This window comes from Pseudomonas fragi, assembly GCF_002269505.1.
In the GTDB taxonomy this organism is placed as follows: Bacteria; Pseudomonadota; Gammaproteobacteria; order Pseudomonadales; family Pseudomonadaceae; genus Aquipseudomonas; species Aquipseudomonas fragi_D.
This window is the reverse complement of sequence record NZ_NQKQ01000008.1, coordinates 81,807-94,633: the sequence shown is the minus strand read 5'-3', so window position 1 is coordinate 94,633 and position 12,827 is coordinate 81,807. Positions and strand designations below refer to the sequence as shown.

13 protein-coding genes are annotated in these 12,827 nt (G+C 57.8%); 7 read left to right on the top strand and 6 right to left on the bottom strand.

Annotation, left to right across the window (positions count from 1 at the left end):
- Positions 1 to 62: 62 nt before the first annotated feature.
- From CJU81_RS09525 to CJU81_RS09515, 3 genes are all read right to left on the bottom strand, one after another.
- On the bottom strand, positions 63 to 1,721 hold the full coding sequence (locus CJU81_RS09525) for a cation acetate symporter (protein WP_095036383.1): 1,659 nt from the start codon (positions 1,719 to 1,721) through the stop codon (positions 63 to 65).
- Positions 1,718 to 2,029 (bottom strand): DUF485 domain-containing protein, encoded by a 312-nt coding sequence (locus CJU81_RS09520; RefSeq protein WP_095036433.1) that lies wholly within the window; start codon positions 2,027 to 2,029, stop codon positions 1,718 to 1,720. The genes CJU81_RS09525 and CJU81_RS09520 overlap by 4 nt, the downstream gene beginning before the upstream one ends.
- Positions 2,030 to 2,251: 222 nt before the next feature.
- On the bottom strand, positions 2,252 to 3,109 hold the full coding sequence (locus CJU81_RS09515) for a glycine betaine ABC transporter substrate-binding protein (RefSeq protein WP_095036382.1): 858 nt from the start codon (positions 3,107 to 3,109) through the stop codon (positions 2,252 to 2,254).
- A 291-nt stretch (positions 3,110 to 3,400) separates the two neighbouring features.
- Here CJU81_RS09515 and CJU81_RS09510 point away from each other — a divergent pair, with 291 nt between their 5' ends.
- Entirely contained in the window at positions 3,401 to 4,951 is a 1,551-nt protein-coding gene (locus CJU81_RS09510) for a glycoside hydrolase family 17 protein (protein ID WP_095036381.1), read from the top strand.
- A gap of 98 nt (positions 4,952 to 5,049) precedes the next feature.
- On the opposite strand, the gene CJU81_RS09505 is transcribed toward CJU81_RS09510, so the two are convergent.
- The gene (locus tag CJU81_RS09505; protein ID WP_095036380.1) at positions 5,050 to 5,412 is read right to left on the bottom strand and encodes a hypothetical protein; all 363 of its coding nucleotides are present in this window, start codon (positions 5,410 to 5,412) and stop codon (positions 5,050 to 5,052) included.
- Positions 5,413 to 5,642: 230 nt separating this feature from the next.
- Here CJU81_RS09505 and CJU81_RS09500 point away from each other — a divergent pair, with 230 nt between their 5' ends.
- Both CJU81_RS09500 and CJU81_RS09495 read left to right on the top strand, forming a co-directional pair.
- A complete protein-coding gene (locus CJU81_RS09500; protein WP_095036379.1) occupies positions 5,643 to 6,941 on the top strand; it encodes a serine/threonine protein kinase in 1,299 nt (432 codons plus the stop codon).
- On the top strand, positions 6,934 to 7,722 hold the full coding sequence (locus tag CJU81_RS09495) for an MlaA family lipoprotein (RefSeq protein ID WP_095036378.1): 789 nt from the start codon (positions 6,934 to 6,936) through the stop codon (positions 7,720 to 7,722). Before CJU81_RS09500 ends, CJU81_RS09495 begins: the two co-directional genes overlap by 8 nt.
- A 133-nt stretch (positions 7,723 to 7,855) precedes the next feature.
- Here CJU81_RS09495 and CJU81_RS09490 read toward each other — a convergent pair whose 3' ends face one another.
- Positions 7,856 to 9,001: a patatin-like phospholipase family protein gene (locus CJU81_RS09490; RefSeq protein WP_095036377.1), complete on the bottom strand. Its 1,146-nt coding sequence runs from the start codon at positions 8,999 to 9,001 to the stop codon at positions 7,856 to 7,858.
- Positions 9,002 to 9,016: 15 nt separating this feature from the next.
- On the bottom strand, positions 9,017 to 9,949 hold the full coding sequence (locus CJU81_RS09485; protein WP_095036376.1) for a lipid A biosynthesis lauroyl acyltransferase: 933 nt from the start codon (positions 9,947 to 9,949) through the stop codon (positions 9,017 to 9,019).
- A gap of 119 nt (positions 9,950 to 10,068) precedes the next feature.
- Between CJU81_RS09485 and minC the strand changes: the two genes are divergently transcribed.
- From minC to CJU81_RS09465, 4 genes are all read left to right on the top strand, one after another.
- Complete coding sequence (minC, locus tag CJU81_RS09480; RefSeq protein ID WP_095036375.1) at positions 10,069 to 10,806, top strand: septum site-determining protein MinC; 738 nt, start codon at positions 10,069 to 10,071, stop codon at positions 10,804 to 10,806.
- Positions 10,807 to 11,005: 199 nt separating this feature from the next.
- Positions 11,006 to 11,818: a septum site-determining protein MinD gene (gene minD, locus CJU81_RS09475; protein WP_029611321.1), complete on the top strand. Its 813-nt coding sequence runs from the start codon at positions 11,006 to 11,008 to the stop codon at positions 11,816 to 11,818.
- Between the two features lie 3 nt (positions 11,819 to 11,821).
- Entirely contained in the window at positions 11,822 to 12,076 is a 255-nt protein-coding gene (gene minE, locus CJU81_RS09470) for a cell division topological specificity factor MinE (RefSeq protein WP_016780154.1), read from the top strand.
- 90 nt (positions 12,077 to 12,166) lie between these two features.
- Complete coding sequence (locus CJU81_RS09465) at positions 12,167 to 12,802, top strand: RluA family pseudouridine synthase (protein WP_016780153.1); 636 nt, start codon at positions 12,167 to 12,169, stop codon at positions 12,800 to 12,802.
- Positions 12,803 to 12,827 lie beyond the last annotated feature (25 nt).

The window sequence follows — 12,827 nt, the reverse complement described above, 5'->3', positions numbered from 1 at the left end:
CACAAAAAAATCCCCCTGCCTCGCAGCAGGGGGATTTGATTAAACATACTGTCTATTGCGGATTAATGATCCACCGCCCCGCTCGCCCCCAAGCCTGTCTGCGAACGCACAAACTGCGGGAAGAACAGCGCGCGCTCTTTCTCAGCAGCCTTGGACTTGTCCGTAATGGAGAAGAACCAGATACCCACGAAGGCAATGATCATGGAGAACAGCGCCGGGTACTCGTAAGGGAAGATGGCTTTTTCATGATGCAGGATCTGCACCCAGATGGTCGGACCCAGGATCATCAGGCCAACCGCGCTCACCAGCCCCATCCAGCCGCCAATCATGGCGCCACGAGTGGTCAGGTTCTTCCAGTACATGGAAAGCAGCAACACAGGGAAGTTGCAGCTCGCAGCAATGGAGAACGCCAGGCCCACCATGAATGCGATGTTCTGACTTTCAAACAGGATGCCCAAGCCGATCGCCAGCACCGCCAAGGCGATGGTAGTGATCTTGGAAACGCGAATTTCATCCTTGTCGTTGGCCTTACCCTTCTTGATTACGCTTGCATAAAGGTCGTGAGACACCGCCGAGGCACCGGCCAGGGTCAGACCCGCAACTACCGCAAGGATAGTGGCGAAGGCTACGGCCGAGATAAAGCCCAGGAACATGCTGCCGCCAACCGCATCAGCAAGATGCACGGCCGCCATATTGTTACCGCCCAGCAAGGCGCCAGCAGCGTCTTTGAATGCAGGATTGGTGCTGACCAGGATGATCGCGCCAAAGCCGATAATAAAGGTCAGGATGTAGAAGTAACCGATGAAGCCAGTTGCGTAAAACACGCTCTTGCGGGCTTCCTTGGCATCGCTCACGGTGAAGAAGCGCATCAGGATATGTGGCAGGCCGGCAGTACCGAACATCAGGGCCAGACCGAGGGAAAAGGCCGAGATCGGGTCTTTCACCAGGCCGCCCGGGCTCATGATCGCCTCACCTTTAGGGTGAATTTTCACGGCTTCGGCAAACAATGCGTTGAAATCAAAGTTGACGTGTTTCATTACCATCACGGCCATGAACGTCGCACCCGACAACAACATCACCGCTTTGATGATTTGCACCCAAGTGGTTGCCAGCATGCCGCCGAACAACACATACATGCACATCAGAATGCCCACCAGGATCACCGCAACGTGGTAGTCCAGGCCGAACAGCAGTTGAATCAGCTTGCCGGCACCGACCATCTGCGCGATCAGGTAGAACGCAACTACCACCAGTGAACCGCAAGCCGACAGCGAGCGGATCTGAGTTTGACCCAAACGGTACGAGGCAACGTCAGCAAAGGTGTACTTGCCCAGGTTACGCAGACGCTCTGCGATCAGGAACAAGATGATGGGCCAACCCACCAGAAAGCCGATTGAATAGATCAGGCCATCGTAGCCAGAGGTGTAAACCAGCGCGGAAATACCCAGAAAGGAGGCGGCGGACATATAGTCACCCGCAATCGCCAGGCCGTTCTGGAAACCGGTAATTTTGCCGCCCGCCGCATAGTAGTCGGCAGCAGACTTGTTACGCTTTGACGCCCAATACGTAATGCACAGAGTCGCACCAACAAAAACGACGAACATGATGATCGCCGCGATATTAAGCGGTTGTTTTTGCACTTCACCAGTCAGGGCCTCTCCCGCCCAGACCGCTGGTGCAAGGGCTGCAACGCCCAGTGTTGCCATCAGGCGCCCGATCATTGCCCTGCCTCCTTGAGAATTGCATTGTTCAGCTCATCAAACTCGCCATTGGCCCTGCGAACATAGATACCGGTCAGGACAAAGGCCGAAACAATCAACCCCACACCAATCGGAATACCCCAGGTAATAGACGAATCGGGACTCAACTTGGTCCCCATGATGTGCGACCCATAAGCAATCAACAGAATAAAGGCGGCATATAGTCCGAGCATGATTGCCGAGAGAATCCAGGCGAACCGCTCTCTTTTTTTAACCAGCTCCTTGAAACGCGGGCTGTTTTGAATCGAGAGGTAAATGCTGTCGTTCATTATTTTTGTCCTCGCAGCACAGATGAGATGGAACGTTTTCACTATTAGGGCGCCGCACATTCAATTCCAGACGACTTTAGTAGTAGAGCCTCTGATTTGCTGCAGCCCCCGGTTTATCTAGGCTGCAAGGACGTTGACAACCAGCACGAAGCCCAGAAATGAAAAAGCCGCCTGGCGAAAACACCCGGCGGCTCTGTGTACTGCGAACTAGACACTTCGCGATTATTTAGCGGTCCATTGCGCTACCCGCTCCGGGTGTTTGGCGACCCACTCTTTGGCCGCTGCCTCAGGTTTTGCACCCTCTTGAATGGCCAGCATCACTTCACCAATTTCATCTTTTGAATTCCAGGAAAATTTCTCCAGAAACGCCGCAACTTCCGGGGCTTTTTTATTCAGCTCTTTGCTGCCGATGCTGTTAACGGTTTCTGCAGCACCATAAACACCTTTGGGATCTTCAAGAAAACGCAGTTTCCACTTGGCAAACATCCAGTGCGGCACCCAGCCAGTCACGGCAATCGGCTCGTTTTTGGCATAGGCGCGCCCCAGTTCCGAGGTCATTGCCGCTCCGGAACTTGCCTGCAACTTGTAACCCTTGAGGTCGTAATCCTTGATTGCCTCGTCAGTCTTGAGCATCACCCCCGAACCGGCATCGATACCGACTATCTTGTTTTTAAACTCGTCGCTGCCCTTCAAGTCGGCAATGGACTGGGCCTTTACATACTCGGGAACGATCAGGCCAATTTTCGCATCCTTGAAGTTAGGTCCGTAGTCGACCACCTTGTCTTTGTTCTTGGCCCAATACTCGCCGTGGGTCACCGGCAGCCAGGCAGACAGCATGGCGTCCAGCTTGCCCGTGGCCACGCCCTGCCACATGATCCCGGTCGCCACGGGCATCAGCTTCACGTCATAACCCAGCTTTTGCTTGATCACTTCAGCAGCCACGTGGGTTGTCGCCACGCTGTCGGACCAACCATCTACATAACCAATGTTCAGGGTCGGCTTGCTCTGAGCGCTTGCCAGACCTGCACTCATCGCCAGCACCAAGGCTGCTCCCGCGCTCAAAATTCGTCGCATCTTCATCTTTGATTCCCCACAGTGCCGGGCCCGACGAGTGCCGGGCCACATCAAGATTCCTACAGGGTTTGCAGACCCCGTATCACTTGCCCCGGATAATCAACCGCGCCTGTTTACCGTCCTGCTCTGACGACGACCCCCATACAACCAGCAACGACATGACGCCCACTCCAAAAACAGAACGCACGGACTTTGTACGGCCAGGCCCACAAACATTAGATGTCAAAATTATACGTAGCCGCTGCGCCCGCCCAATTGCAGGTAAGATGCGCGGCTTTGCTCCCATACGGCCTGACCATGTCCGCGACTGCCCGCTTCCCCGTGCTGCCTTATCTCCTTGCCTGCCTGCTGGGCGCATTTGCTATTGCCGGTTTCTGGTATGGCCTGGGCCAACCGGTGATATTGCCCGATGCAGCAACACCGACCCATAAACTGCAATGTGCGTCCTATACGCCGTTCGACAAGGACCAGTCACCCTTCGACCAGCCCTTCGTACCCCGGGTTGAGCGCATGGACGCTGACCTGGCGTTGCTGGCAACCCGCTTTCAATGCATCCGCACCTATTCCCAGGCCGGACTTGAAAGACTGCCAGAGCTGGCACGCAAGCACGACCTGAAGTTGATGGCCGGCGCCTGGGTCAGCAGCGACCCCGTGGCCACGGAGCAGGAAGTCGATGCCCTGATCGCCTCGGCCAATGCCAACCCGGACGTGGTCAGTGCAGTGATCGTCGGTAACGAAGCCTTGCTGCGCAAGGAAGTCACGGCCCCGCAGCTGGTCAGGCTGATCAACAAGGTCAAAAGCCAGGTCAAGCAACCGGTGACGTATGCAGATGTCTGGGAGTTCTGGTTGCAACATCCGGAAATCGCCCCGGCAGTAGACTTCCTGACCATTCACCTGCTGCCTTACTGGGAAGATGACCCTGCCGGCATTGAGCAGGCAGTCAACCATGTCGCGCAGGTACGTCAGGTCTTCGGTAACAAGTTTGCCCCCAAGGACATCCTGATCGGTGAAACAGGTTGGCCCAGTGAGGGCCGCCAGCGCGAAACCGCCCAGCCAAGCCGGGTTAACGAAGCAAAATTCATTCGCAGCTTTGTCACCCTGGCCGAGCAAAACGGCTGGAAATACAACCTGATCGAAGCCTTCGACCAACCCTGGAAGCGCGGCAGCGAAGGCGCGGTAGGCGGTTATTGGGGCTTGTTCGATGCAGATCGCCAGGACAAGGGCATCCTCGCCGGCCCGGTATCCAACCTGCCGCACTGGCCGGTCTGGCTGGGCTTTGGCGCCGCCCTGTTGCTGGGCACACTGCTGATTGGCGGCCGGATCCGCACAAAACGTGCAGCTGTGTTACTGCCTGCACTGGGTGCGTTGGCAGGATGCAGCATCGTGGCCTGGGCCGAACTGGCATCCGTGACCAGCCGCTTTGCGGGCGAGTGGCTATGGGCTGGCTTGCTGGTTGGCCTGAACCTGATCGTGCTGACCCATGGCGCATTGGCCCTGGGCCAGAAAGACGGCTGGCGAGAACGCCTGTTCAACTTGCTGGAGCGTCGTGCTGGCTGGTGGCTGGCTGCCGCCGGGTTTGCCGGTGCAGTGATGATGCTGGGGCTGGTATTCGAGCCACGCTATCGCAGCTTCCCCAGCGCTGCCCTGCTGCTGCCTGCGCTGGTTTACCTGTTGCGCCCGGTAGGCGGCCCGCGCCGTGAATTCGGCCTGCTGGCCTTGATCATTGGGGCAGGCATACCAGTGCAGCTGTACCGCGAAGGGCTGCATAACCAACAGGCCTGGATGTGGGCACTGGTAAGCGTACTGATGGTGATGGCGCTGTGGCGCAGTGTGCGCAAGCGCGCATGACACCTTTCTAGTGCAATCCCCCTGTGGGAGCGAGCCTGCTCGCGAAGGCCTCAAAGACCTTTCGCGAGCAGGCTCGCTCCCACAAATGTTTCAAACTCTTACTTCGCCGCGCGCACCAGGCGCAACCCGGCGATGACCACGGCAAACACTGCCAGGCTGGCGTTATACAACGCCAGCGCGGGCAGGCCGAACAGCATGGCCAGCACCGCCAGTGCGCAGCCGACACGACCACGTACACAAAAAGCAATAATCGACAGCACCAACGCAACCCAGCCCAGCACCCGGAAATGAATCAACAATCCCAGGTTCGCCCGTAACTGGCATTCCCAACGCGCGGCCTCGGCAACACAGGTCCCCACCCACTGCGAGTCCTCCATCAAGCCGTATCGCAACCCATAACTGGCGAGCAACCAAACAGGCAGGGCGATAAGCAGCAAGATCCACGGCAAACGAGGTCGCATAACAAACTCCGATAGGCAAAAACGGCGCCCAGCTTAATCTCCATCGACAGCTATACAAGCCTTGCAATCAGATATCTGTTAACTAAAGTCATTCAGCGTGTATCTTGAGTTGCTTTTTGCCTGCTCGGGACTCTTTGGGGAATTATTTGGTGCCACCAAATGGCACTTCAGTACTAGCCCTGTGGTCATAGCCTGCGAATCTTTTGCGCACCTTATTAGGGATAGTCTTCATGCTCCGTTCTCTGCCCTTCGCTGCCTTACTGGGCGGCCTTATCTTGAGTGCGTCCGCGCAGGCGGTCGATGTCGATCCCGCAACGTATGGCTACCCGATAACCAATCCGTTTGAAGCCACGATTGCGACCACTCCGCCGCAAATGCGCCCGCTGCTGCCCGACGAAGATGATATCAATCAGTCGGACTACACCCTCAACCTGCGCCCTGAACGCGAGCACATACTGCCGGCCAATTTCTGGGCGGTGAAAAAGCTCACTTACCGCCTGGCCAAACAGGATCACCCGGCACCCTTGATGTTCCTGATTGCCGGTACCGGCGCAGCCTACGACAGCAGCCTCAACGAGTACCTGAAAAAGCTCTTCTACCAGGAAGGCTATCACGTCGTTCAGCTGTCTTCGCCCACCAGCTATGACTTCATGAGCTCGGCCTCGCGCCTGGCCACACCGGGCATCAGCCAGTACGACGCCGAAGATTTGTATCATGTGATGCAAGCCGTGCGCGCCCAACAGGCCAAGCTGCCCGTTACCGACTACTACCTGGCGGGTTATAGCCTGGGCGCGCTGGATGCCGCCTTTGTCAGCCACCTGGATGAAACCCGCAAAAGTTTCAACTTCAAAAAAGTGTTGATGCTCAACCCGCCGGTCAACCTCTTTACCTCCATCAGCAACCTCGACAAGCTGGTGCAAACCGAGGTCAAAGGCATCAACAACTCCACCACGTTCTACGAACTTGTGCTGGGCAAGCTGACCCGCTACTTCCAGGATAAAGGCCGGGTCGACCTCAATGCGGCCCTGGTCTATGACCTGCAAAACTCCAAGGAACGCCTGACCAACGAGCAAATGGCCATGCTGATCGGCACGGTGTTTCGCTTCTCGTCGGCCGATATCGTGTTCACCTCGGACTTGATCAACCGCCGCGGCCTGATTACCCCGCCGAACTACCCGATCACCGAAGGCACCAGCCTGACCCCCTTTCTCAAGCGTTCGTTGCAGTGTGATTTTGACTGCTACCTGACCGAACAGGTGATCCCGATGTGGCGCGCCAAGACCGATGGCGGCAGCCTGCTGCAACTGATCGACCAGGTCAGCCTGTACGCCCTGCAGGACTACCTGAAAAACAGCCCGAAGATTGCCGTCATGCATAACGCCGACGACATCATACTGGGCCCTGGCGATCTCGGATTCCTGCGTAAAACCTTCGGTAATCGCCTGACGGTTTATCCGTATGGCGGCCATTGCGGCAACATCAATTACCGAGTCAACGCTGACGATATGCTGGAGTTCTTCCGTGGTTAAACAATTATTGCTTCTCGCCACCCTGCTCGGCGCAGGCTTCGCCCAAGCCGACAACAGCAAGGCTCACACGGAACTGACACCGGATGTCGACGGCTTTACCCAGCCGCTGAAACTGTTGAAATTCAATCCGGGCCTGGATCAGCGTGAGTTCGAGCGCGCCACCATGAACGCATTGAGCATCTATGACCCGCTGGAGCCGCTCAACCGCAGGATCTACCATTTCAACTACCGCTTCGATCAGTGGGTGTTCCTGCCAGTGGTCAATGGCTATCGCTATGTCACGCCCAGCTTTCTGCGTACGGGTGTAAGCAACTTCTTCAACAACTTGGGGGATGTGCCCAACCTGTTCAACAGCCTGCTGCAGCTCAAGGGCCATCGCTCTCTGGAAACCACAGGGCGCTTGTTGCTAAACACGACAATAGGCATCGGTGGGCTGTGGGACCCCGCCACGGCAATGGGCCTGCCCCGTCAAAGCGAAGACTTCGGCCAGACCCTGGGCTTTTATGGCGTACCCGGCGGGGCCTACCTGATGTTGCCGATCCTTGGACCGTCGAACCTGCGCGACACCACGGGCCTGGTGGTCGACTTTGGCGTCAACCAGGAGATCAACTTCCTTAACGTGCCGCACGAGAGCACCCGCCATCCCGAGATCTGGGTACTTGGCGCTGTCGACAAGCGCTACAACACCAGCTTCCGCTATGGCCAGTTCGACTCGCCGTTTGAGTACGACAAGCTGCGTTATATCTACACCGAAGCGCGCAAGTTGCAGATTGCGGAGTAGCGTTTATGCAAACCCCGTAGTCGCTGCCGCAGGCTGCGAAGGGTTGCGTAGCAACCCGCTCTCCTGAATGTTGCGTTAAAGGCCCTTGCGGGCTTTATCGCAGCCTTCGGCAGCGACTACTAAACCCAATCCTTCAAACCCGCAAAAACTGGCACAGCGCTTCGCGCTTGGCCATCGCATCGCGTCGCCCCAACTCAATCAACTCACGACAATAGCCCGCCTCGAACAGCAGGTAGCTGAGCACCCCTGCACCACTGGTTTTGGTTGCACCGGGGCCACGCAGGAACATCCGCAGGGCAGCCGGCAACTCATGCCGGTGGCGGGCGGCAATCTCGTCAATCGGCTGGCTCGGCGCAATGACCAGCACCTCGACGGGTGACAGCCCCAGATTGTCGGTTTGCCTGGGCAACAGGCGGCTGAAGTGATTGAGCCGCTCAAGCAGTTCGATATCGCTTTCCAGGCTATCGATAAACGTACTGTTGAGCATATGCCCGCCAATTTGCGCCAGCGTCGGCTGCTGGACGCTGTAGTAGCGCGGCTGGCCGGCCTGCAGGTCCGGCCCGCGCGGGTTGCCGCTCACCCCCACCACCAACACCCGGTTGGCACCCAGATGCAGCGCCGGACTGATAGGCGCCGACTGCCGCACGGCACCATCGCCGAAATACTCTTCGCCGATTTTGACCGGGGCAAACAGCAACGGAATGGCCGAACTGGCCAGCAGATGTTCAACCGTCAAAATGGTGGGCATGCCAATGCGCCGATGGCGCAACCAGCCATTGATGGTGCCCTTGCCTTGATAAAAGGTCACCGCCTGACTGGAGGAATAACCAAATGCCGTAACCGCGACGGCCTGCAGGTGTTGCCCGGAAATCGCCTGCTCAAGACCGGAGAAGTTGATCCTGTCCTGGAGCAGGTTGCGCAAGGGCGAACTGTCGAGCAGCGCCACCGGTACATGCGAGCCAAGCCCGAGCAGGCTGTGGCCGACAAAGCGCGTTGCCTGGTGCAAAACTCCTGGCCAGTCGCTGCGTAGCACGCGCCTGCTTTCAAAGCCCTGCCAGAATGCGGTCAGGTGCTCGACCGCGCGGGTGAAATCCATCGCGCCGCTGGCCAGGCTGACCGCGTTGATCGCGCCCGCAGAGGTACCGACAATGACCGGAAACGGATTCGCGGCACCGACGGGCAGCAACTCGGCAATCGCCGCCAGCACGCCGACCTGATAGGCCGCCCGCGCACCACCGCCCGACAGTATCAGGCCCGTCACCGGCCCAACCGCAGTCACGTCCGGGCGGCCGCCTCAGCCGCGTTTATCGTACAGCTTGGGCTCGCCGGGCGGACGGGTCTTGAAGCGGCGATGGGCCCACAGATACTGCTCGGGGCACTCACGCACCGCCCGCTCGACCCATTGATTGATTCGCAGGCAATCAGCCTCATCGCTTTCTCCGGGGAAATCCCTCAGTGGCGGATGAATGACCAACTTGTAACCACTGCCGTCGGCCAGTCGTTGTTGAGTAAAGGGTACAACCTGAGCTTTGCCCAGCTTGGCAAACTTGCTGGTGGCGGTGACAGTGGCTGCCGGGATGCCAAACAGCGGCACGAAGATACTTTGCTTGGCGCCATAGTCTTGGTCCGGTGCATACCAGATCGCCCGCCCTGAACGCAGCAGTTTGAGCATGCCGCGCACGTCATCGCGCTCGACGGCCAGCGAATCGACATTGTGCCGCTCACGGCCACGACGCTGGATAAAGTCGAACAACGGGTTTTTATGCTCGCGGTACATGCCGTCGATGGTGTGTTGCTGACCCAGCAGGGCAGCACCGATTTCCAGGGTGGTGAAGTGAAACGCCATCAGAATCACGCCCTTGCCTTCCAGCTGGGCCTGCTTGAGGTGTTCCAGCCCTTCGACATGGGCCAGTCTGGCCAGGCGTGGCTTTGACCACCACCAGCTCATGGCCATCTCAAAAAACGCGATACCGGTCGAGGCGAAGTTTTCCTTGAGCAAGCGCTTGCGTTCAGCGCCAGTTTTCTCCGGAAAACACAGCTCAAGGTTGCGCGAGGCGATACGCCGACGATCACCGGCTACCCGATACATCAGGGCGCCGAGCACCCGGCCGATACACAGTTGTACTTTATAAGGCAGTTGCACGACCAACCACAGCACGCCCAGGCCAAGCCATAGCAGCCAAAAACGCGGATGAAAAAAAGCAGCACGAAAACGCGGGCGATCCATTAATGATTCCGGACAGACACAAGGGTCGTGCATTCTACATCGTTAGACCCGGCTTGCGGCTCGCGGGCGTTCTCGTTATAAGTCTCAGCACTTTAAGTGACAAGTCGCGTTAAGCAACCATGAGCCAAACCGAATCGCTAGACCAAGCCCCCGTGTTCCAGCTTAAGGGCAGTATGCTCGCCATTACGGTGCTGGAACTTGCGCACAACAACCTTGAAGCCCTGGACCGCCAACTGGCCGCCAAAGTGGCTCAGGCACCGAATTTTTTCAGCAATACCCCGCTGGTTCTGGCGCTGGACAAACTGCCCGCCAGTGAGGGCGCCATCGATTTGCCCGGGCTGATGCGTGTCTGCCGCCAACATGGCCTGCGCACACTGGCCATCCGCGCCAACCGCATTGAAGACATCGCCGCCGCCATCGCCATCGACTTGCCGGTACTGCCACCGTCTGGCGCTCGTGAGCGGCCGATTGACCCTGTTGAAGTGGTCGAGCCGAAAAAACCGGAAAAACCGCCCGAACCCACCATCAAGCCGACCAAAATCATCACCAGCCCGGTACGCGGCGGCCAGACGGTGTATGCCGAAGGCTGTGACCTGGTGGTGATCGCATCGGTGAGCCCCGGTGCGGAACTTATGGCCGATGGCAACATCCATGTTTACGGGCCAATGCGCGGTCGGGCACTGGCCGGGCACAAGGGCAATACCAAGGCCCGGATTTTTTGCCAGCAGTTGAGTGCCGAGCTAGTGTCAATTGCGGGCAAGTACAAGGTCTCTGAAGACCTGCGCAGGGATCCTCTGTGGGGATCAGGCGTTCAGATCAGTCTGTCAAGTGACATGTTGAACATCACCCGTCTTTAACGGATACTCTCGCCATTTTCCAACCATCTCAAAATCGTAGCGAAAACAGATTATTCCTTGTAGGGACAAGCAAACAGGCAGCCTTTACACCGCGTAAACGCAACCTGACCAATGACCCGCCAAGGCTGTTCACCTGCAGTCGTTCATAGAGATGTTATTCAGGGGCTAAAAAGTCCTTTTTCCTTAGGGGTGAAACACCTTGGCCAAGATTCTAGTGGTTACATCCGGCAAGGGTGGTGTGGGTAAGACCACCACCAGCGCCGCTATCGGTACCGGCCTCGCTCTGCGCGGCCACAAAACAGTGATCGTCGACTTCGACGTCGGCTTGCGTAACCTCGACCTGATCATGGGTTGCGAGCGCCGCGTTGTGTATGACTTCGTCAACGTGGTCAACGGCGAAGCCAACCTGCAGCAGGCACTGATCAAAGACAAGCGCCTGGAAAACCTCTACGTGCTGGCCGCCAGCCAGACCCGTGACAAGGATGCGCTGACCAAGGAAGGCGTCGAAAAAGTTCTGATGGAACTTAAAGAAACCTTCGAATACGTGGTCTGCGACTCCCCGGCCGGTATCGAAACCGGTGCCCACCTGGCCATGTACTTCGCTGACGAAGCGGTCGTGGTAACCAACCCGGAAGTGTCCTCGGTACGTGACTCGGACCGCATGCTGGGCCTGCTGGCCAGCAAATCGCGCCGCGCCGAACTGGGCCAGGACCCGATCAAGGAACACCTGCTGCTGACCCGCTACAACCCCGACCGCGTTTCCAAGGGTGAAATGCTCGGTGTTGAAGACGTCAAAGAGATTCTGGCCGTGGCCCTGCTGGGTGTGATCCCGGAATCCCAGGCTGTTCTGAAAGCATCCAACCAGGGCGTGCCGGTGATCCTTGACGATCAGAGCGACGCCGGTCAGGCCTACAGCGATGCCGTTGATCGCCTGCTGGGCAAAACCGTGGAGCACCGGTTCCTTGATGTACAGAAGAAGGGATTCTTCGAGCGCCTGTTTGGAGGCAACTAAACAATGAACATTTTTGACTTCTTTCGTACCCGCAAAACGCCAACAACCGCGTCGGTTGCGAAAGAGCGTCTACAGATCATCGTGGCGCACGAGCGTGGCCAACGCAGTACCCCGGACTACCTGCCTGCCCTGCAAAAAGAGCTGGTTGAGGTGATCCGCAAATACGTCAACATCGGCGATGATTCGGTACAGATCGCCCTTGAAAACGAAGGTAGCTGCTCGATTCTGGAACTCAACATCACACTGCCTGATCGTTAATCGACCCGGCGGACACCACGGCGACCTTGGCGCCTTCCTTGCGGGGGAGGCACCCTTGTCGCCGTTGGCGTTTTTCAAGAGGCTGTTTTAATGCCGTTGTCCAATATTCACATCATCCATGAGGACGCTGGCGTTCTGGTGGTCAACAAGCCGACCTTGCTGCTTTCGGTTCCGGGCCGGGCCGACGACAACAAGGACTGTTTGATTACCCGCCTGCAAGAAAACGGCTACCCCGAGGCGCGTATCGTCCACCGTCTGGACTGGGAAACATCCGGGATTATTTTGCTGGCGCGGGATGCTGACACTCACCGCGAGCTGTCCCGTCAGTTTCACGACCGCGAAACCGAAAAAGCCTACACCGCACTGGCCTGGGGCCAGCCTGAACTGGACAGCGGCAGCATCGACCTGCCCCTGCGCTACGACCCGCCGACCAAGCCACGGCACGTGGTGGACCATGAGTTCGGTAAAAATGCGCTGACCTTCTGGAAGGTACTGGAGCGTTGTGGCGATTACTGCCGTGTAGAACTGACGCCGATTACCGGCCGCTCGCACCAGTTGCGCGTACACATGCTGTCCATCGGCCACCCGCTGCTGGGTGATGGCCTGTATGCGCACCCGCAAGCCCTGGCCGCCTGGCCGCGCTTGTGCCTGCACGCGAGCATGCTGAGCTTCACCCACCCGCAAACCGGTGAACGCCTGCGCTTTGAGTGCCCGGCACCGTTTTGACTGAAAGCATGACCACCTGACGTAG

Excerpts from the sequence above, each read along its gene's own strand:
- CJU81_RS09500 (WP_095036379.1), top strand. The coding sequence starts at position 5,643 with ATGCTCCGTTCTCTGCCCTTCGCTGCCTTACTGGGCGGCCTTATCTTG.
- minC (WP_095036375.1), top strand. The coding sequence starts at position 10,069 with ATGAGCCAAACCGAATCGCTAGACCAAGCCCCCGTGTTCCAGCTTAAG.
- CJU81_RS09465 (WP_016780153.1), top strand. The coding sequence starts at position 12,167 with ATGCCGTTGTCCAATATTCACATCATCCATGAGGACGCTGGCGTTCTG.
- CJU81_RS09485 (WP_095036376.1), bottom strand. The coding sequence starts at position 9,949 with ATGGATCGCCCGCGTTTTCGTGCTGCTTTTTTTCATCCGCGTTTTTGG.
- minE (WP_016780154.1), top strand. The coding sequence starts at position 11,822 with ATGAACATTTTTGACTTCTTTCGTACCCGCAAAACGCCAACAACCGCG.
- CJU81_RS09515 (WP_095036382.1), bottom strand. The coding sequence starts at position 3,109 with ATGAAGATGCGACGAATTTTGAGCGCGGGAGCAGCCTTGGTGCTGGCG.
- CJU81_RS09525 (WP_095036383.1), bottom strand. The coding sequence starts at position 1,721 with ATGATCGGGCGCCTGATGGCAACACTGGGCGTTGCAGCCCTTGCACCA.
- CJU81_RS09505 (WP_095036380.1), bottom strand. The coding sequence starts at position 5,412 with ATGCGACCTCGTTTGCCGTGGATCTTGCTGCTTATCGCCCTGCCTGTT.
- CJU81_RS09510 (WP_095036381.1), top strand. The coding sequence starts at position 3,401 with ATGTCCGCGACTGCCCGCTTCCCCGTGCTGCCTTATCTCCTTGCCTGC.
- CJU81_RS09520 (WP_095036433.1), bottom strand. The coding sequence starts at position 2,029 with ATGAACGACAGCATTTACCTCTCGATTCAAAACAGCCCGCGTTTCAAG.